This window comes from Magnetospirillum aberrantis SpK (assembly GCF_011022235.1).
GTDB classification, from domain to species: domain Bacteria; phylum Pseudomonadota; class Alphaproteobacteria; order Rhodospirillales; family Magnetospirillaceae; genus Magnetospirillum; species Magnetospirillum aberrantis.
On record NZ_JAAIYP010000047.1, the window covers coordinates 49,271 to 75,156 of the forward strand.

General features: G+C 65.5%; 25 protein-coding genes. 14 read left to right on the forward strand and 11 right to left on the reverse strand.

The features are described 5' to 3' along the window. Nucleotides 1–165 precede the first annotated feature (165 nt). From G4223_RS19185 to G4223_RS19200, 4 genes are read right to left on the reverse strand one after another with little or no spacing between them, the layout of a single operon-like run. Nucleotides 166–570, reverse strand: a complete 405-nt coding sequence (locus tag G4223_RS19185) for a response regulator (RefSeq protein WP_163683071.1) — start codon at nt 568–570, stop codon at nt 166–168. Between the two features lie 12 nt (nt 571–582). Continuing rightward, entirely contained in the window at nt 583–1,041 is a 459-nt protein-coding gene (locus G4223_RS19190; RefSeq protein ID WP_163683073.1) for a cache domain-containing protein, read from the reverse strand. 1 nt (nt 1,042) lies between these two features. Beyond that, on the reverse strand, nt 1,043–1,420 hold the full coding sequence (locus G4223_RS19195) for a response regulator (protein ID WP_163683075.1): 378 nt from the start codon (nt 1,418–1,420) through the stop codon (nt 1,043–1,045). Continuing rightward, nucleotides 1,417–3,969: a sensor histidine kinase gene (locus tag G4223_RS19200; protein WP_338086938.1), complete on the reverse strand. Its 2,553-nt coding sequence runs from the start codon at nt 3,967–3,969 to the stop codon at nt 1,417–1,419. The genes G4223_RS19195 and G4223_RS19200 overlap by 4 nt, the downstream gene beginning before the upstream one ends. Nucleotides 3,970–4,252: 283 nt before the next feature. Between G4223_RS19200 and G4223_RS19205 the strand changes: the two genes are divergently transcribed. The 5 genes from G4223_RS19205 (at nt 4,253) to G4223_RS19225 (ending at nt 9,054) form a co-directional block, all read left to right on the forward strand. Continuing rightward, the gene (locus tag G4223_RS19205; RefSeq protein ID WP_163683076.1) at nt 4,253–4,576 is read left to right on the forward strand and encodes a four-helix bundle copper-binding protein; all 324 of its coding nucleotides are present in this window, start codon (nt 4,253–4,255) and stop codon (nt 4,574–4,576) included. A gap of 343 nt (nt 4,577–4,919) precedes the next feature. Continuing rightward, nucleotides 4,920–5,825, forward strand: a complete 906-nt coding sequence (locus G4223_RS19210) for an alpha/beta hydrolase (RefSeq protein ID WP_163683078.1) — start codon at nt 4,920–4,922, stop codon at nt 5,823–5,825. 15 nt (nt 5,826–5,840) lie between these two features. Further along, complete coding sequence (locus G4223_RS19215; RefSeq protein WP_163683080.1) at nt 5,841–6,308, forward strand: cache domain-containing protein; 468 nt, start codon at nt 5,841–5,843, stop codon at nt 6,306–6,308. Between the two features lie 77 nt (nt 6,309–6,385). Beyond that, entirely contained in the window at nt 6,386–8,071 is a 1,686-nt protein-coding gene (locus G4223_RS19220) for a methyl-accepting chemotaxis protein (RefSeq protein ID WP_163683081.1), read from the forward strand. Between the two features lie 122 nt (nt 8,072–8,193). After that, nucleotides 8,194–9,054, forward strand: a complete 861-nt coding sequence (locus tag G4223_RS19225) for a LysR family transcriptional regulator (protein WP_163683083.1) — start codon at nt 8,194–8,196, stop codon at nt 9,052–9,054. Between the two features lie 161 nt (nt 9,055–9,215). Here G4223_RS19225 and G4223_RS19230 read toward each other — a convergent pair whose 3' ends face one another. From G4223_RS19230 to G4223_RS19250, 5 genes are all read right to left on the reverse strand, one after another. Then, a complete protein-coding gene (locus G4223_RS19230) occupies nt 9,216–10,097 on the reverse strand; it encodes a LysR substrate-binding domain-containing protein (protein WP_163683086.1) in 882 nt (293 codons plus the stop codon). 25 nt (nt 10,098–10,122) lie between these two features. Continuing rightward, nucleotides 10,123–11,163: a YeiH family protein gene (locus G4223_RS19235; RefSeq protein WP_163683088.1), complete on the reverse strand. Its 1,041-nt coding sequence runs from the start codon at nt 11,161–11,163 to the stop codon at nt 10,123–10,125. A gap of 80 nt (nt 11,164–11,243) precedes the next feature. Further along, nucleotides 11,244–12,323 (reverse strand): adenylate/guanylate cyclase domain-containing protein, encoded by a 1,080-nt coding sequence (locus G4223_RS19240; RefSeq protein ID WP_163683090.1) that lies wholly within the window; start codon nt 12,321–12,323, stop codon nt 11,244–11,246. 127 nt (nt 12,324–12,450) lie between these two features. Then, nucleotides 12,451–12,813, reverse strand: coding sequence for a MarR family transcriptional regulator (locus G4223_RS19245; RefSeq protein ID WP_163683092.1), 363 nt, complete (start codon nt 12,811–12,813; stop codon nt 12,451–12,453). A gap of 122 nt (nt 12,814–12,935) precedes the next feature. Beyond that, nucleotides 12,936–14,321, reverse strand: coding sequence for a leucyl aminopeptidase family protein (locus G4223_RS19250; protein WP_163683094.1), 1,386 nt, complete (start codon nt 14,319–14,321; stop codon nt 12,936–12,938). Nucleotides 14,322–14,453: 132 nt separating this feature from the next. On the opposite strand from G4223_RS19250, the gene G4223_RS19255 reads away from it, so the two are divergent. Then, nucleotides 14,454–15,080, forward strand: coding sequence for a glutathione S-transferase family protein (locus G4223_RS19255; RefSeq protein WP_163683096.1), 627 nt, complete (start codon nt 14,454–14,456; stop codon nt 15,078–15,080). Nucleotides 15,081–15,102: 22 nt separating this feature from the next. Here the strand turns inward: G4223_RS19255 and G4223_RS19260 are convergent, their stop codons facing one another. Next, complete coding sequence (locus G4223_RS19260; RefSeq protein WP_338086940.1) at nt 15,103–16,107, reverse strand: TAXI family TRAP transporter solute-binding subunit; 1,005 nt, start codon at nt 16,105–16,107, stop codon at nt 15,103–15,105. 138 nt (nt 16,108–16,245) lie between these two features. Between G4223_RS19260 and G4223_RS19265 the strand changes: the two genes are divergently transcribed. The 8 genes from G4223_RS19265 (at nt 16,246) to G4223_RS19300 (ending at nt 25,493) form a co-directional block, all read left to right on the forward strand. Next, complete coding sequence (locus G4223_RS19265; RefSeq protein ID WP_163683099.1) at nt 16,246–17,268, forward strand: hypothetical protein; 1,023 nt, start codon at nt 16,246–16,248, stop codon at nt 17,266–17,268. 151 nt (nt 17,269–17,419) lie between these two features. Further along, nucleotides 17,420–18,055, forward strand: coding sequence for an outer membrane protein (locus G4223_RS19270; protein WP_163683101.1), 636 nt, complete (start codon nt 17,420–17,422; stop codon nt 18,053–18,055). Nucleotides 18,056–18,264: 209 nt separating this feature from the next. Further along, entirely contained in the window at nt 18,265–20,274 is a 2,010-nt protein-coding gene (hyfB, locus tag G4223_RS19275) for a hydrogenase 4 subunit B (RefSeq protein ID WP_163683103.1), read from the forward strand. Next, on the forward strand, nt 20,271–21,236 hold the full coding sequence (locus G4223_RS19280) for a respiratory chain complex I subunit 1 family protein (RefSeq protein WP_163683104.1): 966 nt from the start codon (nt 20,271–20,273) through the stop codon (nt 21,234–21,236). The genes hyfB and G4223_RS19280 overlap by 4 nt, the downstream gene beginning before the upstream one ends. A gap of 25 nt (nt 21,237–21,261) precedes the next feature. Beyond that, nucleotides 21,262–21,924 carry a hydrogenase-4 component E gene (locus G4223_RS19285; RefSeq protein ID WP_163683106.1) on the forward strand — a complete coding sequence of 221 codons (663 nt, stop codon included), beginning with the start codon at nt 21,262–21,264 and terminating at the stop codon, nt 21,922–21,924. Next, complete coding sequence (locus G4223_RS19290; protein WP_163683107.1) at nt 21,924–23,402, forward strand: hydrogenase 4 subunit F; 1,479 nt, start codon at nt 21,924–21,926, stop codon at nt 23,400–23,402. Before G4223_RS19285 ends, G4223_RS19290 begins: the two co-directional genes overlap by 1 nt. 3 nt (nt 23,403–23,405) lie before the next feature. Then, complete coding sequence (locus G4223_RS19295; RefSeq protein WP_163683110.1) at nt 23,406–24,923, forward strand: hydrogenase large subunit; 1,518 nt, start codon at nt 23,406–23,408, stop codon at nt 24,921–24,923. Between the two features lie 36 nt (nt 24,924–24,959). Then, the gene (locus G4223_RS19300) at nt 24,960–25,493 is read left to right on the forward strand and encodes an NADH-quinone oxidoreductase subunit B family protein (RefSeq protein WP_163683112.1); all 534 of its coding nucleotides are present in this window, start codon (nt 24,960–24,962) and stop codon (nt 25,491–25,493) included. Between the two features lie 27 nt (nt 25,494–25,520). Here G4223_RS19300 and G4223_RS19305 read toward each other — a convergent pair whose 3' ends face one another. After that, on the reverse strand, nt 25,521–25,874 hold the full coding sequence (locus G4223_RS19305) for a hypothetical protein (protein WP_163683114.1): 354 nt from the start codon (nt 25,872–25,874) through the stop codon (nt 25,521–25,523). Between the last annotated feature and the right edge of the window lie 12 nt (nt 25,875–25,886).

Here is a 25,886-nt window from a genome sequence, read left to right on the forward strand (position 1 = left end):
GTCATGGCCGTGCTTGACACGGCCATCCACGCGGCGCCGCAGGAATAGTATTAGAAACAATGGCTTGTGCTGATGCGCATGGATGCCCGGATCAAGTCCGGGCATGACGGAAAAAGGTGCGGATAGGTCGAAACGGACTTTTCCGCGGCCTGTTAGATCTGGAACTCAGCCCTTTTGCATCAGCTTGCCCAGGCATTCCACCAGGGTCTGGCGCGAGAACGGCTTGGCGACGTACCCGTCCACCTTGAGATAGGCGGCCTGGCGCACATGCTCGGCGTCGGTCTGGGCGGTCAGCATGACGAAGCGCACATGGTCGTGCAATTGCTTGACCACGCCCAACAACGCCAGCCCATCCATCCCCGGCATCACCCAGTCGCAGATGATGATGTCGGGCACGCCCTTCTTCTCGATCTTCTCAAGCGCGTCCTCGCCGTTGACGGCGGTGACCACCGAAGAGGCGCCCAGACTGCGCAGCAGGCCGGAAACCAGCATGCGCGAGGTGTCCACGTCCTCGACCACCATGAACTTCTTGCCGGCGACCCATTCGCCAAGACCGGGATGCTCGTTCATCGGTCGTCTCCGTTATCTGTACATGCCAACGTAAACTATCATGTCCTTGTCCGGCACCTGCTTGACGTAGGACAGCTTGGGCTCGATGTGGTTGCTCGCCGGGTTGAGCCAGCGGTATTCCACCCAACCTTCGCTTTTCTCGCGTGCGGTGTGGATGATGTTCTGCACCAGGAACTTGCCGTCGGCGTCGCGCACGTTCAGCACCGACTTGCCTTCGTGCTTGGGGTTGGGCGGATAGACCAGCCAGGTGCCGTTGGCGTCGATGACGTTGACATAGACCTCGCCCCAGCGGAACTCGCCCTCGGCGTGGAAAAGGCGGCGCGCCTGTTCCAGCGAGCGTTCCTGCAACAGTTGGGCGGCCTTCAGCGTTACCGCCTTGACCTGTTCGGTGGTGGGCTTCTCGACGGCGCCGGCTGGACTCCACCACAGCAAGAGCGCGGCCATCAACGCCGTCGCGACGATCCTGATCATCTCACCCTTCTCCCTCGGCCAACCCAAGATCGACCAACAACGACGCCACCGCCTGACGCGACACCGGCTTGACCAGGATGGCGTCGAAACCACAAGACAGGAAATGTTCGCGTTCTTCCGGCATGGCATGCGCGGTATAGGCCACCAGCCTGGCTCCCTTGTCCAGCCTCTGGGCCCGGGCCCGGCGGCACACCTCGTCGCCGCTGATCGTCGGCATGGAAATGTCCAGCAACACCAGATCGGCGCTGTTATCCGCCATCCATGCCAACGCCTGATCGCCATCCTCGGCGTTGGCCACCTGCCAGCCCAGCTTGCTTAGAAAACGGCTGACCAGAATGCGGTTGACCTCGTTGTCGTCCACTACCAGCGCGGATTTCATGGCTGATCCTTCCCCCGCTCACCCTCGACCGGCAAAGTGAAAATGAAAGTGCTGCCCACGTCCACAACCGAACGCACGTCCATGGTCCCCCCCATCAATTCCACCAGATGGCGGGCCAGGGTCAGGCCCAAGCCGGTGCCGCCATGGGACCGGGTCAGGAAGGCGTCCACCTGGCGGAATTTCTCGAAAATCTTGTCCTGCATTTCGTCGGGAATGCCGCAGCCGGTGTCGCTGACACTGAACACCACGCATCCCTCGCCCCGCATCACCGACAGCCCGACCTCGCCTTTCTCGGTGAACTTGACCGCATTGTTGAGCAGATTGTGCAGAATCTGGCGCAGCCGGGTGGGGTCGCCCTGCAATGCCTCGGGCAGGTCGTCCGCCTGAAGCAGGCTGAAATTCAACCCCTTGGCGGCGGCGGTGGACTGGTGCACCGCCGCGACCTCGACGACCAGCGGCTTCAGGGGCACCGCCTGCGACGCCAGAACCATCTCGCCGGCCTCGATCTTGGCGATGTCGAGAATCGAGTTGACCAGTTCCAGCAGATGGCGGCTGGACCGCTCGATGATCTCGGCGTTCTCGCGCGCTTCCTCGTCGGGTGCTTCGTCGCGCAGCAACTCGGCGAAGCCGATGATGCCGTTCAAGGGGGTACGCAGTTCATGGCTCATGGAAGCCAGGAACTCGCTTTTCATGCGGCTGGCCTCTTCCGCCTTGACGCGGGCCTCGTTCAACCGGCCGAACGATTCGCGCACACGGTCGGCCATCTCGTTGAACGATTCCGCCAGATGCGCCATCTCGTCGCTGCCCTGAACCGGCAGGCGGCGATCCAGGTCGCCGTCCTCGAAGCGGCGGATGCCGTTCACCACGGCGGTAATGCGCCGGGTCAGGAAGGACGCCATCCACACCGCGATCATGATCACCAGCACGACCATCAGCGCCGTCGATACCGTCAGGTCGCGGGCCATGCGCTCGACCTGGCTGATGATCATGGCCATGACGCCGTCCAGGTGCCCCTGAAGTTCCATGTCCCGCTGGGCCACCACCTGGTCGGCATATTGCCGGGCCTCGGTGGCGGCGCGGTGAAAGTCGTCCACGTTGGCGCCGATGGTGACGAAGCCGAAGCCGCGCGGGCTTTTGCCGTAGGGGCCGGTGTAATAGGGGATGGCGGCGGCGGTGGTCAGCTTCCACAGACCGCTCCAGAAAATCTCGAACGAGCCCGAACCGCCATCGCGGGTCAGGTCCATCCATCCCGTGCATTGCGGGGCATGGTTGAGATAGCGGCAGTCCATGCCCAGTTGGCCGGCCTTGACCTGGGCTGCCGCCCCTTTCTTCTTGAGCGATTGCTGGTGGAACGGTTCGACACTGGCCAGAAAGTCCCAAGCCGTCTTGCCACTGGCCTGCCATTGGGCATGCAGCTCCTCATCCAGCCAAGGCGTGGCCGGCTCGCCGGTTTGCGGATCGTAGCCAGTCAGGAAATAGTGGCGGGGATGGGCGATGGAGCGGCCCTTGTAATCCCAGATGAAGGCGTAGTTGCCGGCCCGCGCGTCGGCGATGGGGGAATACCGGTCGCCGGTGGGCAGGAGGTGGTCGGTCATCTCCATGATGTGGTCGTGGTCAAGCGCCAGCGTCACCCAGCCGGTGACCCGGCCGCCCCGCACCACCGGCGTCGCCCAGCGCACGATGCCGCGAAACCGCTTGCCCACCGGATTTTCCGTACCGGCATAGGCGGCGTTCTCGGGATCGAAGGCGATGCCGCGCTTTTGCGCCGCCGCCGGCGTGTAGGGACCGATGACGTTGGAGCCCACATAGGCACCGATGACGTCCGAGACGTAAATCTCGCCGGGCTTGAGATCCCGGAGCGCGGCGAAATAGGTCTCGGCCTTGACGAAGGTGTTCTCGCGCTTGGACACGTCGCGCAAGTCGCGGCTCATCAGCGGCGAGGTGACCACCTTGACCTTTTCCCGCCCGTCCAAGCCGACGAAGGTCATCTCGAGGAACAGCGGCCGGTCCTCCAGCACCGCCGTTGCTTCGGGCTGGCGGTAGTTGAAGTTGCGGGCGTTCTCCTCGTTGCTGGAGCGCATGGCCGGGCGGTCGTAGGACGGCACGGCCTCGGGGCCGGGCACCCACTGGCTTTCGTCGGGAGCAAGCACCCAAGGGGGGGACCGTTCGAGCCGCCGGGTCCGCCGTTCCAGGAAATGCCGGTAGCTTTCGGAATCAGGTGCCAACACCGAGGCCGAACGGATGTCGGCGTCGCGGTCATACAGGAACGCCGCCACGGCGCGGGCCGTATCGGTGGTCAGCCGTTCAAGGGATTCGCGAGCGGATTCGTCCAGCGCCTTGGTGGCCGCCAAGGTGGTGCTGTTGGCCACTTCGTCCACGGTCGCCCGCATGGTCTGGGTCATGCGCACCACGTTTTCCGACACACGCTCGGCCAGCCACACCTGACCGCGCCAGGCGAACAGCGCCAACGCCACCAAGGGAATGACCTTGATGACCACGAAGATGATGATGAGCTTGGCGCGTATGCCCAGCGACCTGAGACCTGTCACGGCGGCCTTGTCCACTGTGTGGTTGTCCCCAGACCTTCGTATAGCATAGGGCTCTAAAACGGGAATCGCCTTGCAAGACAACGGCCTAAAATATTCTTTTAAACGGAATGTTAATGTGCGGAGTCGGCATTCGCCGCCCGGAAAGCCGCCAGACGGTCATGCCGCTTGACAAGGTTTTCCGCCATCGACCGGCCGGCACAGCGGCAAATGTCATGCATGGAACATTGACGAGCGCGCCCAAGGGCGTAGCCTTTGAGGGATACAACCCGTTGGGAGGGATGACATGGCGTTCAAGGCTTGCATCGATGCCTGCGACGGAGCGCACCGCCATTGCACCGAGGCGGTGATCCACTGCATGCAGCAAGAGGGCGTGTCCGCCGAGTGGGAACTCATGCAGTTGTTGCTGGACACCGCCGACATCACCGAAACCGCCAGCGATTTCATGTTGCGCAGTTCGCGTCAGCACCATGTGATCGCCAAGGTCACCGCCGAAATCGCGACCCGCTGCGCCGAGGCATGCGAACAGCACGGTATCAAGGACCTTCGTCTGGTCCAGACCGCCAAGGCCTGCCGCAGGGCGGCCGAAGCCTGTGAAAAACTGATCTGACTGACCCTACGGCCAGAGGGTCGATCCAGACGGCTGGCTCATGGGCATGACCCATGCCGTCTGGTGAATCACCCACGAAATCAACACATTGCGCACAGCCCCTTCCAGGCGTCTCCGTTGCCACCTGGAAGGGGCCGTGCACGAATGCCGTTACCAACATCCGGCCGCCAACACGGCCGGTTTTTTGACTCCGTAAAAGCTCGTTTTCGGCAAGATCGGCGCCATTAAATACAATCATTCGAATATATGTTGTGGAAATGATCAAAGATCGATAACTCATTTCACACGCCCCGCTACCGGCAGCATCATTGCCGCCAGTACGATTGAGCGAACGACACGCCCCATGCTTTTTTCCCTGCCCCGACGTACCTTCCTGGCCGGCCTGTCCGCTGTCGGCGTCACCGCCTGCGCCACCCGTTCCGGCAACACCCTGCTGGGCCACACCGTGGTCGGCGACGGTCCCGAAACCGTGCTGGTGCTGCATGAATGGATGGGCGACCACAGCAACTACGACGCCACCTTGCCCTATCTGGCCACCAGCCAGGCGCGCTACGTGTTCGCCGACCTGCGCGGCTATGGCCTGTCGCGGGGCCTGCATGGCAGTTATTCCATGGCCGAGGCGGCGGCCGACAGCGTCGCCCTGGCCGACCACCTTGGAGCCCGCGAGTTCCACGTTGTCGGCCATTCCATGTCGGGCATGATCGCCCAATACCTGGCTCTCAACTGGCCCGAGCGGGTGCGCTCGATCATGGCGATCTCTCCGGTGCCGGCCTGCGGCTTCAAGGCGGATGGCGGCGCCATGACCAAGTTGCGGGCCATCGTGGTCGACGACGATTCCTTACGCGGAGCGGTCGCCGCCCGTACCGGCAACCGTTACGGCCGTGCCTGGCTGGATCGTAAACTGGCCTTGGCCCGACGCGCCGACCCGACCGCCATGCTGGGCTATCTCGACATGTTCACCGGCACCGACTTCGCCAGCCGCATGACCGACCTGCCCATGCCGGCCCGTCTGGTGGTCGGTGCCCACGACATCGGCTTTTACGGCCGCAACGCGCTGGAACCGGCGTTCCAGAAGGCGTTCGCCCGCGTCGACACCAGCGTCGTCGCCGAGGCCGGCCATTATTCCATGGTGGAAACCCCGGTTCTGGTCGCCGCGCTGATGGAGCGCATGGTCGCCACCACCACAGCTTCGGTCCATGCCCTGCGTTCCGACGGCACGGCCCGTTCTTTCCAACCCACAACCATTTAACTGAGGGGGAATATCATGCTGCGTTCCATGCTTCGCGTCGCCGGCATCGCCACCGTCGCCGCCCTGGTTTCCGCGCCGGCCCTGGCCCAGACCGGCCCCAAGGCCGACGAAGTCGTCGCCTTCGTCAAGAAGGCGGTCGCCTATGTGGATCAGGTGGGCGAGGAAAAGGCCTTCGCCGACTTCTCCGACAAGAGCAGCCCGGAATGGATCAAGGGCGAGCTGTACATCTTCTGTCATACCCTTGACGGCGTCAACGCCGCCCACGGCGGCAACCCGGCGCTGCGCGGCAAGAACGTGCTCGGCTTCAAGGATCCCGACGGCCTGATGGTCAACCAGCTGATCTTCGAGAAGGTCAAGGCCGAGGGCAAGGGTTGGGTGGAATACAAGTGGCCGAACCCGGTGACCAACAAGGTCGAGCCCAAGGCCATCTATTCCGAAAAGGTCAAGGACAAGTACGCCTGCGGCTCGGGCTACTACAAGTAAGAACAATGTTCGCCCCGGCGGTCCGCACGGAGGGCCACCGGGGCGACATTTTTTCGGATTTCTGAAGGGCGGCGAAGATGACGAAGTTCCGCGATATTCCACTGATGTTCAAGGTGGTGCTGTCTCCCTTGACGGCGATCGTCGCCCTGGTGGCGGTGGGCATCTTGGGCGTGGTCAACGCCTCGGGCACGGAATCGCGGCTCAACACCCTGAACGACGTGGTCTTCACCGAAGTGCAGCAGGGATTGGAACTCAAGGATTCCATCGCCTTGTTCCACGCCCACCTGTTCGCCCTGATTTCCGCCGGCGCCAACGAGAACGACAAGGCCAAGCTGGAACGCGACGCCACCACGCTCAAGGACAAGCTGAAGGGACTGGAAAGCGCGGTGGGCGCCGCCATGGCGACCAAGACCGCCACCGAAACGGTCCCCGAGATGCCCAAGCTGTTCAAGGCCTACCAGGACGCCGCCTTGGTCGCCATCGACATCGGGTCCACCGACGCCACTTACGGCGTCATCATGGTCGGCGACGCCGACACCCATTTCTGGAAACTGCGCAAGGCGCTCGACACCCTGAACGGCGCACTCGGCGACCAACGGGTGGCCGTGGTCACCGCGCTGCGTGAACAGGGCCGCGCCGCCGGCCAGCAACAGGTGGTGGTCGCCATCCTGGTGTCGCTGGCCTCGATCGTCGCCGCCGTGTTCATCTCGCGCCAGATCGCCGTGCCCATCACCGCCTTGACCCATACCATGACCGTCCTGGCCGAAGGCAAGCTGGACACCGCCGTCCCCGATACCGAGCGCGGCGACGAGGTCGGCGCCATGGCCCGCGCGCTTGGCACCTTCAAGGACAGCATGCTGGCCGCCCGCGCGCTCGAGGAAAAACAGCACATTGAAACCGCCAATCAACTGGCCCGTGCGGAAAAAGTCTCGGCCCACATCAACGGCTTCCAGGAACGGCTGGAGGGCATGCTGGACGAATTGGCCAACGCCGCCGACGAGTTGAACGCCACCTCGCGGGCCATGACCTCCACCGCCGAGGTCACTTCCGACGCTTCGGCCAAGGCCGCCACCGGCGTCGAACAGACGTCCTGCGCCGTCGAGACCGTGGCCGCCGCCACCGAGGAGCTGTCCAGCTCGATCAACGAGGTGTCGCAACAGGTTCGCCATTCCTCGGACGTGGTCAAACGCGCCACCACCGAGGTCGCCGAAACGGACGGCACCGTGGCCAGCCTGCTCAAGGCGGTGGAACAGATCGGCGAGATGGTGTCGATGATCTTCCAGATCGCCCATCAGACCGACCTGCTGGCCCTGAACGCCACCATCGAGGCGGCACGGGCCGGCGACGCCGGCAAGGGCTTCGCGGTGGTTGCCGCCGAGGTCAAGGCCCTGGCCAACCAGACCTCGAAGGTGACCGAGAACATCACCAGCCAGATCGCCAGCATCAAGACCGCCACCGGCGAGGCGGTGACCGCCATCCGCGGCATCGGCAAGACCATCGTCGAGGTCAATTCCATCACCACCGCGGTCGCCGCCGCCGCCGAGCAACAGGCGGTCGCCACCAGCGAAATCACCCGGTCCGCCCAAAGCGCCGCCGTCGGCACCTCCGAGGTTTCGGCCAACATGGCCTCGCTGCGCCACGGCACCGAGGACACCGTCAACGCCGCGGAAATGGTCCGGGTCGCCGCCGAACGGCTGAAGGTTCAATCGGACACCATGCAACGGACGGTGGACGAATTCGTCGTCAACCTTCGACATATCTGAGTTCTTCTGCAATCCTGCCCTGCGCCTCGGGGCCGCCACCCTCGCCTAAAAGGCGATTGACGCTGCCCCCCTTGACCGGCGATCAATAGCGCCGGGACCTTTCGCACGGGATTCGCATAGGAATGATGGAAAGCATGGACATGGACGGGCTACGGGCATTCGTGGCCATCGTCGACAGTATGAGCTTTTCCCGCGCCGGAGAGACCATCGGCCGTTCGCAATCCGCCATTTCCCTGCGTCTGCGCCGGTTGGAACAGTCCTTGGGGGTATCGCTTCTGGTGCGCCGCCAGGGCCGCATCATCGAATTGACCCCCGAAGGCGAAAAGCTTCTGGGCTATGCCCGCCAGATCATCGGCCTCAACGACGCCGCCTTGCGCGAGTTGGATAGCCACGCCCCGTGCACCCGTGTCCGTCTTGGCCTGCCGGCCGATTTCCTCGACATGGGCTTCACCGAGGCGTTGGCCCGCATTCAGCCGCTGGTGGGCGAGCTGACGGTCGAGATCGAGACCGACGTCTCGGAACGGCTGCGCAGCCGTTGCGAAGCCGGCGAACTCGATCTTGCCTTCTACAAACAGGCCGTGCCCGACGGAATCGGCAACACCTTGATGAGCCTCAACATGGCTTGGGCGGCGTCGCCAGACTTTTCCCATTCCGGCGGCGACCTGCCGCTGGTGTGCTTTCCCGAAGGCTGCATCTACCGCCGCGCCATGCTGAACAGCCTGCGCAACGCCGGCATCCCCCACCACCCGGTGTTCACCACCCCCAGCATGGACGCCCTGCGCCGCGCCGTCGGCAGCGGCATCGGCGTCACCGCCCTGCCGTCGGCGTTGCTGCGTCACGACAACGCCCTGTGCGCCTTCGACGGCCTGCCGGACCTGGACAACATCGGCCTCGCCATGCTGGTGACGCCCGGTGGCAGCCAGGCCATCCACCGCATGGCCGATTCCTTGGGCGACAGCCTGTTGTCCCTGGCCCAGCACTGACACCAAATCGCGTTGATCTGGACCGATCAACGCCACCCTCACGCGCCGGGCGGGTTTTTCCAAAACCCTTGGCTCCCGCCACATTGGCGGCGCGGGCGCCTTGCGCCCGACCAAGCCGCGATGAGTCGCGCTCATCGCGGCTTGATATGACCCCTATTTCCTTATCCCTCGCGGATCAGCGCCAGCAACGCTTCCTCGGCCCGGCCCTTTCGCCGGTCGCCGGGGCGCAGCGCGCAAAAGGCGCGGACGGACAGGGCCGCCCCCAGGATCGCCAGATCGCCCAGCGCCACGCGCGGCGCCGCCGCCAGCCGTGAAATCACCGTCGCCCCGGCGCCCACCGCCACCGCCGAACACACCGCCTCGTTGCTGGGCAGTTCCAGGGCGACCCGCAAGGCCTCGCGCCCCACCCCCAGGCCGGCCAACGCCGCCTCCATTTCCTGGCGGGTCCCCGACCCCCGTTCGCGCAACACCCAGTCGAATTGGGCCAGGAGCGTGGGATCGGGGCGGCCCGATCCCGCCCATGGATGGTGGGCGCCGACCACCAGCACCATTTCGTCGGTGGCCACCGGTTCGGCCACCAGGGCCGGGTTGTCCACCGTTCCTTCGACGAAGCCCATGTCGGCGCGACAGGCCGCCACCGCCGCCGCCACCTCGGCGGTGTTGCCCTGGTGCACGTCCAAGGCGATGCCGGGATGGCGCAAATGAAAGCGATGCAGGATCGGCGGCAGCCAGTGGGCGGCGATGGTCTGGCTGGCATAGAGTCTGAGGGCGCCGCGCTTGAGCCCGGACAGTTCGGTCAGGGCGCGCTCGGCCGCCTCGGCCCGTTCCAGCACCGCCTCGGCCTCGGACAGGAACAATTCGCCCTCGGCGGTCAGTTGGATGCCGCGCCCGACCCGCTGGAACAGGCGCGTTCCATGGCGGTTCTCCAGGGCGGCGATGGCGGCGCTGACCGCCGACTGGGTCAGGTTGAGCGCCGCCCCGGCGCGGGTGACATGCCCCAGCCGCGCGGCGGTGACGAAGATACGCAACTGGTCGAGAGTCACCGGCGGCCCTTTTCCATGATCAGGTTCACCCCGCGCCAAGCATCCGATGCACCAGCACGGTCACCCAATATCCCCCCACCGCCAGCCACACGGCAAGACAACTGGCCAGGAAAAACGGCCGGGGCCCCACCGCCCGCACCTTGGCGAAGCTGGTTTCCAGGCCAAGCGCGCACATGGCCATGGTCAGCGCAAACAGGTCGAACTGGTTGAGCGCCGTCACCAGATCGGCCGGGACCATGCCGGTGGAGTTGACGGCGACGCACGCCAGGAAGCCGACCGCGAACCACGGAAACGGGGCGCGGCCGTGGCCGGCGCCACCGCGCCGGGCGAGAACCAGCCCCAGACCGGCCAACAGGGGAGCCAGCAACATCACCCGCACCATCTTGACGATGACCGCGTTGGCCGCCGCCTCGGCGCCGACGGCGCGGCCGGCGGCGACCACATGCGCCACCTCGTGCAGGCTGGCCCCGGCATAGAGCCCATAGCTCGCCTGGTCGAAACCCAACAGCCCCGAGGCGAAGGCCACCGGATAAAGCAGCATGGCAAGCGTGCCGAAGATCACCACCGTTCCGACGGCGATGCCGCCTTCATGCGGCTTGCCGCGCACCACCGGCTCGGTCGCCAGCACCGCCGCCGCGCCGCACACCGCGCTGCCGGCGGCGATCATCAGCGCCAGGGGCGGCGCCAGCCGGAACACCCTGATGCCCAAGGCCGCCCCCAGGGCGAAGGTCGAGGCCAGCATGACCACCGCGACCGAGATTCCTTCGACCCCCACCGCCGCCAGATCGGACAAGGTGATGCGGAAGCCGTAGAACGCCACCGCCACCCGAAGCAAGGTCTTGGCGGAAAACACCACGCCGGGGCGCCAGCTTTCCGGCACCGGCTGGCCCAGACCGTTGGCGAACAGCGCGCCCAGCACGATGCCGACGATCAGCGGACTGATGCCAAGAACCGCCAGCGGCCCCCACGCCGCCACCACCTGGGCGGTGGCGGCGAACAGCGCGACAAGGACAAAGCCCGCCAGCGGCGGACGGTTGAGCACGAGGATGCGAGAGGAAGTCGTCATGGCCGACAACAGAGCATGGCCGGACAATACAAGTCCAATCGAACGATTTCCTTGTTTCGTTCGATTTCATTTATGATTTTTCAAGCCGCCACCAAGCCGTCCATGAACGCCACCTCGCATTCGCCCACCCCCTTGAGCACCACCTTGCGCATCGGGACACGGGCGTAATCGCCCCCCAAGGCGCAGCAACAGGCGCCGGTCAGGCAAATTTGTGACGGTTCGGCACTGGCGCACAGCCGGGCCGCCAGGTTGACGGTTTCACCCCACACGTCGAACTGCATGCGGCGACCACCGATAATGCCCCCCACCGCCGGACCGAAGGCGAGGCCAACCCGGACTTCCCAGCCGATTCCCAGATCGCGGGCCTGACGGATCATCTCTTGCGCCGCCGCGACCATCCGTTGCTCGATCCGATCAGCCGGTTCCAGCACGCCGATGGCCGCCATGTAGGCGTCGCCGATGGTCTTGATCTTCTCCAGCCCCATGCTTTCCGAAATGCTCTCGAAACGGCGAACCAGACGGTTCAGGCCGACCACCACCTTGGCCGGGCTGTTCTCGCGGGTGTAACGGGTAAAGCCGCAGACGTCGGCGAACAAGATGCCGGCATGCTCGATCACCGAAGGGCGGAACGTTCCGGTCTCCAGCACCTCGCGCGCCACCCTGGGCGGCAGGGTGTTGCACAGCAATTGCTGTTGCCGCTCATGCTCCCGCGCCAGTTTCGATTCGGCGACGCGACGACGGCGCAGATCGGCATGCTGACGCAACAGCGAGGTGACACGCGCCCGGAACAGCGGCGGCCGATAGCGTTTCGGCATGAATTCGGCGGCACCGGCGTCAAGATAGGCACTGATCAGGTCGTCGTCGTGCTCAAGCGCGGTGACCACCAGCACCGGAATGTCGCCGCAGCGGGGAATTTCCGCCATGTGGGCCAGGAAATCCAACCCGGTCATGGTGTCCAGCTGATGGTCCAGCATCACCAGATGGATGTCGTCGCGACGCCGCAGCATCTCCAGGCCGGCCTCGGCCTCGGCCACCTTCACCACCTCGACGTCCATGAACACCCTGAGCGCCCGCTCGATCAACGCCCGCGCGGTGGCGCTGTCGTCGACGATCAACACCGCCCCGTCATCACCGGCGACCCGCGACCCGCTCTTGCCCATTTTACCCACCCACCCCTGGTTGGTCGGGTCAGCATAGGCTATTCCGCAACGGGCGGGCAGATGTCCTCAGGTATAATCAGGTCTTTGCCGGAGAAGATTGACTGTGCCGCGTCGTCGCCGGAAATTCTTATTGTGCCGCGTCGTCGCCGGCGGTGGCCGCTGCGGCGACGATCAGGTCGCCGAACTCGCGCAGGTAGACCGACCCCTTGACCGTGCGCTGAACCAGAACCGAACGGCGATCGGTTTCGTCGGTCTTGCGCTTGATCAAGCCCAGTTCCGACAGACGGTCGAGCGCGCGGGTAATGGCCGGCTTGGACACGTTCATGGTCTGAGCCAGACCGCGCACGGTGTGCGGCGGCGGGGTCAGATAGACGGTCAACAGCAACGCCATCTGGCGCGCCGACAGGTCGGGGCCGTCACGACGCACGCTTTCCACGATGGCGCCGCGCCACAGGTCAAGCGCCTGCACTGCCTTGAGCTGAAAACCCATTTCCCCCGGCCCAGTCATTCCGTGGACGAAATCTTTTAGCCTGTCCCAGACGTTCCGGCAACAACACTTGCGGTCCTTGCCGGAACTTTCCTGAAAAACAACGCACAGAGCTGAAAATTTGATTAACCGCCGAATCGTTTCGCGATCACCGCATAAAGCGCCCGCAGGGCCATGGCCTCGCCACCGTCGGGACGACCCGGCCGCGACGCGGTGTTCCACGCCATCACGTCGAAATGCGCCCATGGAATGCCGGGGCCGACGAATTCCTGAAGGAACAAGGCGGCGGTGATGGCCCCCGCATAGGGCCCATCGGAAACGTTGTTGAGGTCGGCCACCTTGCTGTCGAGCATGCGGCGATAGGGCCGATAGAGCGGCAGACGCCACAAGGGATCGGCCTGCACCTCGGAAGCGGCGGCCAGGTCGGCGGCCAGATCGTCGTCATTGGTGAACAAGGCCGGCACCTCGGTCCCAAGCGCCGTGCGCGCCGCCCCGGTCAGGGTCGCCATGTCGATCAGCAGGGCCGGATTCTCGGCCGACGCCTCGCACAGCGCGTCGGCCAGCACCAGCCGGCCCTCGGCGTCGGTGTTGCCGACCTCGACCGTCAGCCCCTTGCGAGTGGACAGCACGTCCAGGGGGCGCATGGCGTCGCCCGAGACGGCGTTCTCCACCGCCGCCACCAGCACCCGCAGCCGCACCGGCAACCCGGCCGCCATCACCATCGAGGCCAGACCCAGCACATGGGCGGCACCGCCCATGTCCTTCTTCATCAATTTCATGGCCCCCGACGGCTTGAGGTCGAGACCGCCGGAATCGAAGCACACCCCCTTGCCGACCAAGGTGACGCGCGGCGCGTTCTCGTCACCCCAGACAAGATCGACCAACCGCGGCTGGCGATGGACGGCGGCGGCACGGCCGACGGCGTGGATGGCCGGATAGTTTTCCGCCAGCAGGCCGTCGCCCACCACCACCCGCACGGTGGCGCCATGGCGCGCCGCCAGGGCCTCGGCGGCGGCGGCCAGCTCGGCCGGGCCCATGTCGGCGGCTGGGGTGTTGATCAGGTCCCGCACCAGGGCGGTTGCTTCGACCACCCGTTCCACCCAGCCGCGATCCGCGGCCTCGGGCCACACCAGCCTGGGCCAGGTCTTGCCCGGCCGGCTTTTGTAGCGGCCGAAGCTGTAGGTGGCGAGCGCCCAGCCGGCGACCGCCCAACTGGCGGCACGCGCGGTCATCGGTTGGGCGATGCGGAACACGCCGGCCGGCAACTTGGCCGGCAACGCCGCCCAGCCCCAGGGATCGTCGGCATCGGGCGCCCCCACCAGCACCAGCGACAGCGAGCCGTCGACGTTCGGCACCGGACAAACCTGTCCGCCCTCGCCGGTAAAGCCGTTGGCCTGGGCCCACACCCGCACATGAGCCGGCTGGACCGCCGCCCAGGCGTCGAATTCCGATTTTCCGACGGCGATCAGATCGACCGCCGCCGCCGTCGCGTCCACCACATGCTGCAACACCGCGCGCTTTCCTTTGCTGCGATCCAGAGGGCGCCACAATGACCCAGAGCGGCGTCGATGAAAAGACCACCTTGCCGCCCGCCGCGGTCAGGGCGATCATGCCCGCCGGTCCCCAAACGGCAGAGGTTCCCCATGTCCGCATCCATGACCCTGGTCATCGGCACCAAGCGTTATTCGTCATGGTCCCTGCGTCCGTGGCTGGCGGCCAGGATGGCCAACGTCGATTTCGACGAGATCCTGATTGCCCTGCGCCAGCCGGAAACCAAGGCGGAAATCCTCAGGCATTCGCCGTCGGGCAAGGTGCCGTGCCTGATCCACGGCGAGGTGACGGTCTGGGATTCGCTGGCCATTTGCGAATACCTCGCGGAACTGCATCCGACCTTGTGGCCCGAGGGACGCGAGGCCCGCGCCGTGGCCCGTGCCGTGTCGGCCGAGATGCATTCCGGCTTTCCCAACCTGCGCAACACCTGTTCCATGGACATATGTGCGCTGACCCCGCTGGCCGAGGTTCCCCCCGAGGTCCAGACCGAGATCGACCGCATCCAGGCGCTGTGGAACGATTGCCGCGCCCGCTTCGGCGCCAAGGCCGGCGGACCGTTCCTGTTCGGGCGGTTTTCGGTGGCCGACGCCATGTACGCCCCGGTGGTCAGCCGCTTCACCACCTTCGCCATCGCGATGGACCCGGTGTCGCGGGCCTATTGCGAGGCCATCTGGTCGTTGGCGCCCATGCAGGATTGGAAACAGGCGGCCGAGGACTGAACCTTCCGGTCAATTTTCGGCCTCAATGGGCGATCCCGGCCTCTTCGTAGAAGGCGACGGCGCCGGGATGCAACGGGATGCCCATGCGGGTCAGCACCTGGGCGTCAAGCCGGACCAGCCGCCCGCGCGGATTGCCCTGGGCCAGCAATTTCTGGGTCGAGGGATGCCACAACGCGCGGGTGACCCCGAACATCAGGTCCTTGTCTTCCTCGGCCGGCGCCAAAAGCGCCACCCCCACCGCCAGGGTCGGCACCGCCGCAATCTGGCCGGCGTAAAGACCGGCGGCGATCTCGGCCTCGATCAGGAAGGGATTTTGCGCCCGGATCCGTTCGGCGGCCGCGCCATCCAACGGCACCAGCACCACGGGAACGGTGCGCGCCAGGTCGGCAACCAGCGTCAATGGCGCCCCGTCCAGCACCAAAAAGGCGTCCAGCTTGTCCTCGGCCAGGGCCTGGGCGGCGGCGACCGGTTTCAGGGCCGACAGCTTGACCCGCTTTTCCGGCACCCCCCAGGCGCCAAGAATCAATTTCCCGTGGTGGTACAACGCGCTGTCGCGTTCGCCCAAGGACAGCCGCTTGCCCCTGAGGTCGGATACCGAACGGATACCGGCATCGGCCCGCGCCACCAGATGCAGGGTCTCGGGATAGACCATGGCGACGCCCCGCAGGTTGGGAACCGCCTTGCCCTTGTACGGGCCGATGCCGTGATAGGCCCAAAAGGCGATGTCGGCATGGACCAGCGCGGCATCCAGCTTGCGGCCACGCAACGCCTCGACGTTGGCATCGGAACCGTTGGTGGACTTGCCCACCGCCACCAGCCCTGGCACGCCGCAACTGCCGCCACGCTCGCATTCACGCGAACCGGGGGGATTGGACAGCGCGTTGGCGATCAGGCCGCCGATGGGGAAACGGGTCTCGCCGGTGGGGCCGGTTCCCAGTTGGAAAAAGCGCAGTTCCTGCGCCCCGGCAACCGCCGCCGCCAGCATCAGGCCGGCCGCCAGCACGCTCCTCAGGCCACCCCTCGACACGCGCACCTCCTTTTACGTCCGGTCGCAAGTATTGCCCAAGACTTTACACCATCCGGTCAGGAAACATGGCATATTCTCGGTTTCGCGGCGCTGGGAAACGGGGCAATATGGCGCGGCTAACCGTCTGGCTGGGGTTCAATGGACGACGAGCTTAAAGCGATTGCCGACAGCGACATGGATTCCATGTTCGTGCTGCCGCTTTCGATCATCCCCTTGGAAACGCCGGCGCTGCAAAGCGCCAAGCTGATCAAGAACGTCAGACTGAAAAGTGTCGTCGAGATCTTCCAGGACGTCCAGACCGGTTCGGGTCAGGTGGACATCGAAAGCCTGCCGCGCATGTTCGAGTGGCCGGACAACCAGTTGCACCCCGACCACGGCATCTTGCGCCGGCTGGCGCTGCTGCCCAGCTACGACGTCTATTCCCTGCGCATTTCCCTGCGCGAGCACGGCATTCCGGTCAACGACTACTCGGCGCTCAAGCTCAGCCCCGACAAGGCGGCCGAGTTGACCAAATACATGATCATGTTCACCCGGCCGCTGATGAAGATGATCTATGCCGACGAATCGGTGAACATCCAGACCTATGACGACCTGTTGAAGCTGTTCCGCGACCCCGACGTCAAGAAGGCCCGCCAACGGCTGGAACAGATGGCGCAAAGCCTGAACGTCGAAATCTGGGACGTGCCCCGTTTCCTCGAGGATTACGGCGACACCTTCCTGTCGCTCAGTTATTTCCGGCACTGCCTGGACCGCCTGGAACCCTATTTCACCTCGTGCGTCGACAGTCTCAAGCCGATCCGCTCGCACTTCCAGCTCCGGCAGGATGCCGGGCTGATGAAGACCTGCGACATCATCGAGGACACCATCAACAACATCTCGGCCTCCATCACCGGGCGCCTCGAACAGTTCGAGAAACGGACCCGCGAGATGTGGAACAACCTCAACCAAGAAGAGTTCCGCCAGGTCAAGACGCTGATCGAGCGCTACCACGTCACCATCGGCGCCGCGTTGTGCGGGTTGACGGTGAAGATGAACTCGTTCGCCCGCAACTTCCCGCGTCCGATCTCGGGCGGCCCGGTCAAGCGTGCCGACTTCATGGCGTCCGAGATGATCCAGGGCATCGAGTTGATTCGAAACACGGAAAAACAATACGCGGTTTAGTCTCGGCATCACCCCATATGCCGTAAGGTCATATTGACGCGGTTTCGCAATTTTCAGTCGTGACGCCTTTCTCGAACCATGGCAATTATCGCTTGCTCACGCGCGCCCGACATCGGTCGGCGCGCTTTTCTTTTGGTTCGGGAAGATAAAAATGAAATTCATCAAATTTCTTGCCGTGGCCGCGCTGACCGCCCTGCCGGGCGTCGCCCAGGCCCAGTGGTACATGGGTGCCGACGCCGGCGTGAACTTCCTTCAGGACAGCGACCTGAAAAGCGACGCGTTCAACAACGACATGAAGGTCGGCAACGATACCGGCTACGCGGTTCAAATGCATGGTGGGTACGGATTCAAGGCGTCCAGCTTCGGCACCCCCCGGCTGGAAGGTGAACTCGCCTACCGCAGCAGCGGCCTCAAATCCTTGACCGACATCGACGGCAAGCTGTCGGGCCATACTTCGTCGCTGTCGCTGATGGCCAACGGCGTCTACCAGTTCCTGCCCAAATCCAAGTGGCACCCCTTCGTCGGCGTCGGCATCGGCATGAGCCGCATCGGCGTCGATTGGAAGTCCCCCAACGGCAAATTGGTGGACGACACCGATATCGTGTTCGCCTACCAAGGCTTCGCCGGCGTGTCCTACGACATTGCCAAGAACTGGGAGCTGAGCGCGCAATACCGCTATTTCGGCACCCAGGACCCCGAGTTCAAGGACACCGACAGCGACAAGGTCAAGGGTGAATATTCCAGCCACGCCATCCTGGCCGGCTTCACCTACAAGTTCCGCAAGTAAGCGTTCGGGGCGGCACCGCCGCCCCATCCTTTCGCCCTATACCCATCCTGTCGGGGGATTGTTGCCGATCGGGGGCCGCGTGTTACAATCCGTCGCCCCCGGTTGAACAACCGCGCCGCAAAGGGGGTCGGCACATTCCCTGCGGACGTGGGGGCGGAGGGGTCTTTGCGGACTGAGCATTCCAGCCGGCGCCGGAAGAAAGGGCGCCCATGCTGATCGTTGCCGCGCTTTCGGCGCTGCCGCTGCTGTCGTTGCTGACCATCGTCTGGGGACGTGGCGGCGCCGTGCACGGACTGGTCTACGCCGGGTGCTTCCTGTCCTCGGTGGCCCTGGTGGCCGCCGGCCTCGACCATCTCGGCACCCAGACCGGGGGCGCGCCGACCCTGGTGTTGCCGTTCGGCCTGCCCTGGCTGCACGCCCATTTCCGCGTCGACAACCTGTCCGCCCTGTTCCTGCTGATCGTCAACGTGCCGGCCGCCGCCGCCTCGGCCTTCGCGGTGGGCTATTCGGCCCATCTTGCCGAACGTCGGCGGGTGACGCCGTTCTATCCGCTGTTCCTGTTCGCCATGAACGCCGTCCTGGTGGGCGACGACGCCTTCGTCTTCCTGGTGGCGTGGGAATTCATGTCGCTGACCTCGTGGCTGATGGTGCTGGCCGACCACCGCCGCGACGAGAACCGCAAGGCGGCCATGGTCTATCTCAGCATGGCGGTGTTCGGCACCTTCTGCCTGTTGCCGGCCTTCGGCCTGTTGGCGGGCGGGGGCGGCGACTACACCTTCGCTTCCATGCGCCTGCATTCGCTGGGGCCGGTGGCCGGACCGCTGGTGGTGCTGCTGGTGCTGATGGGGGCCGGCAGCAAGGCCGGATTGGTGCCGCTGCACGCCTGGCTGCCGCTGGCTCACCCCGCCGCGCCCAGCCACGTCTCGGCGCTGATGAGCGGGGTGATGACCAAGGTCGCCCTTTACGGCCTGATCCGTGTCCTGTTCGACCTGCACGGCCATGTGGGCTGGCAATGGGGCGCCGCCATGATGGTGGTCGGCGGCGTCTCGGCGGTGATGGGCGTGCTTTACGCGGTGATGCAGGACGACCTCAAGACCCTGCTGGCCTATTCCACCGTGGAAAACGTCGGCATCGTGGTCATCGGCCTTGGCCTGGCCATCGCCTTCAAGGACGACGGCGAGAAAAGCCTGGCGGCGCTGGCGCTGGTGGCCGGCCTGTACCACGCGCTCAACCACGCGGTGATCAAAAGCCTGTTGTTCCTGGGCGCCGGCGCCGTCATCACCGCCACCGGCGAACGCTCCTTGGGCGCGCTGGGCGGATTGCTCAAGCGCATGCCGTGGACCGGCGCCGCCTTCCTGGTGGGCGCGGCGGCCATTTCGGCGCTGCCGCCGCTCAACGGCTTCGTGTCCGAATGGCTGGTGCTGCAATCCCTGTTCAAGGGGCCGGTGGTGCCCCATTGGGCCATGAAGTTCGGCGTGCCCGTGGTCGGAGCGTTTCTGGCCCTGGCCGCCGCCTTGGCCGCCACCTGTTTCGTGCGTGCCTATGGCATCGCCTTCCTGGGCCGGCCGCGCTCGGCCGCCGCCGCCGAGGCCGGCGACGTCAGCGCCGGCATGCGCTGGACGCTGGTGGCGCTGGCGGCATTGTGCGTGGGTCTTGGCGCCATTCCGGTCACCGTCACCGACGCCTTGTCGGTGGTGGTGCAGCCGTTGCTGGGCACCAGCTTCGCCGTGTCGTCGGATCTGGGCTGGCCGTTCCTGTCGCCGGTGTCCAACACGCGGGGGTCCTATTCCGGCACCGTGCTGGTGATGGTCGGGCTGGCCCTGTTCGGCATCGCCATCGCCTTGGTCCACCGCATGGGCAACAACCGCATGCGCGCCGCCGACGCCTGGGATTGCGGCACCCCCGAAGACAACCCCGCCACCCAGTACACCGGCCAGTCCTTCGCCCAACCGCTGCGCCGCTCCATCGCCGCCACGGTGTTCCAGGCCCGCGAGACGGTGGTCATGCCGCAACCCGGCGACGATTCCCCGGCCCGCCATTCGCTGGCCATGACCGACCCCATCTGGAACGGCCTTTATCTGCGGCTGGCGTGGCTGATCAATCTGATCGCGGATCAGGTCAACCGCTTGCAGTTCCTGACCGTGCGCCGCTATCTGCTGATGATGTTCTGTACCTTGGTGTTCCTGTTGCTGGTGGTGGCGGTGAGGCAACAGCAATGAACCACCATCCCCTGTTCGCCCCCATCTTGTGGCAAGTGCTTCAGATCGTCCTGGCACTGGCCACCGCGCCCCTGGTCACCGGCTACGTGCGGTGGTTCAAGGCGCGGCTGAACGGACGCCGCGGGCCGTCGCCGTTCCAGCCCTATCGCGACCTTTACCGCCTGACCCAGAAGGAAGCGGTGATCGCCCATTCGGCGTCGTGGATTTTCCGCGCGGCGCCTTATGTGGTGTTCGCCTCGGCCTGGCTGGCGGCGTGCCTGATTCCCACCTTCACCACCAACATCTTCCTGGCCCCCGCCGCCGACATGATCGCGCTGGTGGCGTTGCTGGCGGTGGGGCGGTTCTGGCTGGCCCTGGCCGGCATGGATGTCGGCACCGCCTTCGGCGGCATCGGCGCCAGCCGCGAGATGCTGATCGCGTCATTGGCGGAACCGGCCATGCTGATGATCACCTTTTCGCTGTCCCTGGTGTCGGGCACCACCCAGCCGGCGCAGATCGTCGCCTTCGTGCTGGGCGGCAACGTCGGGGTCGAGGTGTCCATCGGCCTGGCCCTGGCCGCCATGATCATGGTCGCCATCGCCGAGAACGGCCGCGTTCCCATCGACAATCCCGCGACCCACCTGGAACTGACCATGGTGCACGAAGCCATGGTGCTGGAATATTCCGGCCGCCATCTGGCGATGATCGAGGCCGCGGCCATGGTCAAGCTGACGCTCTACATGGCCTTGATCGCCTGTCTGTTCGCGCCCTGGGGCATGGCCCAGCCGGGGGCCGGACCCGAAGGCGTGCTGGTGGGCATGGGCAGTTTCCTGGGCAAGCTTTGGATGTTGGCCACCGCGCTGGCGCTGTTCGAGACCGCCATCGCCAAGATGCGGGTGTTCCGCTATGCCGACTTCCTGGGCGGCGCGCTGTTGCTGGGATTGCTCGCCACCATCTTCCTGTACGTGTCGGAGGCGGTGTGATGTCTCAGCCGAAGGCGGTTCCGCCATGTTGACCGCGCTTTCCTACGACCTTGCCCACCTGATCGGCGCCACGGTGCTGATGGCCGGCTTCGCCCTGCTGTACCAGCGCCGGCTGTTCGCTGTGCTCAACACCTTCTCGTTCCAGGCGCTGGCCCTGGCGGCGGCGGCGGCGTGGCAGGCCCACATCCAGCACGCCCCGCACCTTTATTTCACCGCCGCCATCGCCTTGGTGTTCAAGGCGATGATCGTGCCTTTCGCCCTGCATTGGCTGGTGGAACGCCTTGGCATCCACCGCACGGTGGAAACCGCGCTGTCCATCGGCTGGACCATGATCATCGGCGTGGCGCTGGTGGCGCTCAGCATCCTTCTGGTACTGCCGGTGACCGCCCATTCCGCCGCGCTGACCCGCGAAAGCCTGGCGCTGGCCATGAGCGTCGTGCTGTTGGGCATGCTGATGATGATCACAAGGCGCAACGCGGTGACCCAGGTGGTCGGCTTCATGGCGCTGGAGAACGGCTTGATCCTGGCGGCGGTGTCGGCCAAGGGCATGCCGCTGGTGGTGGAAATCTCGGTGGCGTTCTCGGTGCTGGTGGCGATGACGCTGTTCGGCATCTTCTTCTTCCGCATCCGCGAGCGCTTCGACTCGCTGGACCTCAACTACATCGAAACCTTCCGGGGCGACCGCTGATGACCGTGCCCGGCTTCGACAATCCGTTGACCTGGATCCTGGCCATCCCGCTGGCCTCGGCGGGATTGCTGGCGGTCCTGCCCAACTGGCGGCTGGCGTCGTGGGTCAACGTCGCCGTTTCGGTGGTCACCTTCGCCGCCTCGGTGTCGCTGTTCCACTACCGGCCCGAGCCGACGCGGCTGTTGTTCATCGACGATTTCAACGTCTATCTGGTGGCGTTGACCGCTTTTGTCGGCATGACCACCTCGGTGTTCTCGGCCGCCTACATCGCCCGCGAGACCGAGGCCGAACGGCTGAGCTCGGTTCACCTGCGTTTCTACCACTCCATGTACCAGGCCTTCCTGTTCACCATGTTGCTGGCGCTGACCGCCAACAACACCGGTGTCATGTGGGTGGCGGTCGAGGCGGCGACCCTGACCACCGTGTTGATGGTCAGCCTGTACCGCTCGCGCGAGGCGATCGAGGCGGCGTGGAAGTATTTCATCCTGTGTTCGGTGGGCATCGGTCTGGCGCTGTTCGGCACCACCTTGGTCTATCTCGCGGCCCAGCCGGTGATGGGCGAAGGAGCCGACGCCATGGCCTGGACGCTTTTGGTGCAAAAAGCCGCCGGATTCCAGCCCGACCTTCTGAACCTGGGATTCGTCTTCGTCCTGGTGGGATACGGCACCAAGGTCGGTCTGGCGCCGCTGCACGCCTGGCTGCCCGACGCCCATGCCGAAGGCCCGACGCCGATCTCGGCGGTGCTGTCGGGCCTGCTGCTCAACGTGGCGCTTTATGCGCTGCTGCGCTTCAAGATGATCATCGCCTCCAACCCCGACACCCTGGCGCCGGGGCCGCTGATGATCATGATGGGACTGACGTCGCTGTTCGTCGCCGCCTTCATGCTGTTCCGGCGCGGCGACATCAAGCGGCTGTTCGCCTATTCCTCGATCGAGCACATGGGGGTCATCACCTTCGCCTTCGGCATGGGCGGCGCGGTCGCCAACTTCGCCGGACTGATGCACATGACCATGCATTCGCTGACCAAGTCGGCGGTGTTCTTCGCCGTCGGCATCATCACCCAGAACGCCGGCACCAAACGCATCAACGAGATTTCCGGCCTGACCGAAACCACCCCGGCGCTGGGCTGGGCCTTCGTCGTCGCGGTGCTGGCCATCGCCGGCATGCCGCCCATGGGCGTGTTCATGAGCGAGTTCCTGGTGGTCAGCTCCACTTTCGCCCGCCAGCCGTTGCTGGCGCTGCCGCTGATCGTGGGGTTGCTGTTGTCGTTCGCGGCGCTGCTGTGGCGCCTTCAGGGCATGGCCTTCGGACCGCCGCCGGCCCACCCGCATCCCGCCCACGGGCGGCCGGGCGGCTGGTGGGGGGCCATGGCCTACGCCCCCATGTGGGCACATCTGGTTCTGGTGCTGGTGGCCGGCCTGTATCTTCCGCCCTTGTTGGCGCAATGGTTCCAGAACGTCGCCGGATTGTTGGGGTAGACCATGCTCGGCCATGTCAGCCTGCTCGATTTCCTGTCCGTCGGCCGCCAAGTGGCCGGACACAAGCCATGGCCGCGTTTCCAGCTCGACCTGCCGGGCTGGCGCGCCTTCGAGGACCGGCTGTCCGCCGCTGATTGGGTGCTGATGGCGGAATGGGCCGAACCGGGCGAAGTCCACGCCCTGTTCCGCGACGACGAAAACGGCGACATCGCCGTGGTGTCGCATCCTTGCGTCAACCAGCGCTTCGTCGGGCTGGGCAAGCGGCGGCCCGGCGCCATCCGCATGGAACGCGCCATCCACGACCTTTACGGCCTCGCCCCCCAGGGATTGGCCGACCAGCGGGCTTGGCTGGACCACGGACGCTGGCAGGTCAAGCACCCCTTGGGCAGCCCGCGGACCTACGAGGACGGCCCGCACCGCTATCGCTTCCGCGAGGCGCTGGGCGACGGGTTGCACCAGATTCCGGTAGGCCCGGTGCATGCCGGCATCATCGAGCCGGGACATTTCCGCTTTCACGCCCAGGGCGAAACGGTGGTGCGACTCGAAGAACGGCTGGGCTATGTCCACAAGGGCGTCGAGGGCGTGGTCCAGGGCAAATCATTGGCCGAGGCCATGCGTGTGGTCGGCCGGGTGTCGGGCGATTCCACCGTGGCCTACGCCTTGGCCACCGCGCATGCCGCCGAGGCGGCGCTGGCCGTCGAGGTGCCGCCGCGCGCCCGCTACCTGCGGGCGTTGATGGCCGAGTTGGAGCGCATCGCCAACCATCTGGGCGACATCGGCGCCATCTGCAACGACGCCGCCTTCGTCATCATGCTCAGCCACCTGTCGGTGTTGCGCGAGAAGGTGCTGCGGGCCAACGCCACCTGCTTCGGTCATCGCCTGCTGATGGACCGGATCGTTCCCGGCGGCGTCGCCGCCGACCTGGAACCGCCATGCCGGGCCGCCTTGGGCAAGATGCTGCACGAGGTGGGCAAGGACTTCCGCCGCGCCATGGCGCTTTACGAGGAAACCCCATCGCTTCTGGACCGCACCACCGGCACCGGCATCGTCACCGGCGCGCTGGTGCACCGCTTCGGCGCCGGCGGCTTCGTCGGCCGCGCCAGTTCACGCGGACACGACGCCCGCAAGACGCCGGGCTATCCGCCCTATGACGACCTGGACTTCACCATCCCGGTGCGAGCCGAAGGCGACGTCCATTCCCGCGTGTTGATCCGTGCCGAGGAAGTGCGCGAGAGCCTGCGGCTGATCGAACAGATCCTGACCCACATGCCGACCGGTGCCATCGCCGTCGAGGTTCCCGTCGGCGCCGGCGAAGGGATCGGCATCGTCGAGGGCTTCCGCGGCGAGATCGTGGTGTCGCTCAAGCTGTCCGAGGCCGGCAAGGTGGTGCGGCTGCACCCGCACGACCCCAGCTGGTTCCAATGGCCGCTGTTGGAGGCGGCGATCGAGGGCAACATCGTCGCCGACTTCCCGATCATCAACAAATCCTTCAATTGCTCCTATTCCGGCCATGATCTCTAGACTCGCCTTCGCTGGGGCACGAAAGGGTTCGCCGACATGATCCCCCCCATCTCGCACCTGTTCGCCCGCCACCTGCTGAAGGGACCGCACACCGTCAAGGCCCCCGAGCCGTCGCCCGACGGTCTGGCCGAACTGGCCGACGAGTTCGCGGCCCAGGCGCGCGGCCGGCTGGGCCGCAGCCTGGCCATCCGCGAAGTGGACGCCGGCAGTTGCAATGGTTGCGAGTTGGAACTGCACGCCGTCAACAACCCGGTCTACGACCTGGAACGCTTCGGCATCAAGTTCGTGGCCAGCCCGCGCCATGCCGACGTGCTGCTGGTCACCGGCCCGGTCACCCACAACATGGTCGAGGCCTTGCGCCGCACCTGGGAGGCCACGCCGGCCCCGAAATGGGTGGTGGCGTTGGGCGATTGCGGCCGCGACGGCGGCTGCTTCGCCGGTTCCTACGCGGTGGCCGGCGGCGTGTCGGCGGTGCTGCCGGTGGATCTGCACATTCCCGGCTGCCCGCCCGCGCCGCAGGACATCCTTGCCGGATTGCTGGCGCTGCTGCGGCACGTCGAGGGGAAATAGTTCCCTCCGGCCAACGGGTCGATCCGGTCAGAACGTCTCGGAATTGGTCACTTCCACCGCCGCCCACACCAACCCCAGCACACGGTCGATTTCCTCGACGGTGGCGTCGGGCGCCACCTCGGGCAAGTCCATGTCGATGCCTTCGTCGTCGAGAAGCTGGCGTGCCCGGTCGAAATAAAAGTCACGATATTCGACGGTGGTGCGGAACCGCGAATTGAGCGCCTGATCCATGGCGGCGCGCAAGCCCATCACCTCGCGCTGCTCGTCGATGGTCAACAGACCGTCACGGGCCAAAAGCTCGGTATGGCGGCGTTGCAGCCGCTCCAGCTTCTCGCGCCAGTGGGGATCATGACAAGGCATCAGACGAACGGTGGAAGCCATGGGCGCGACCTT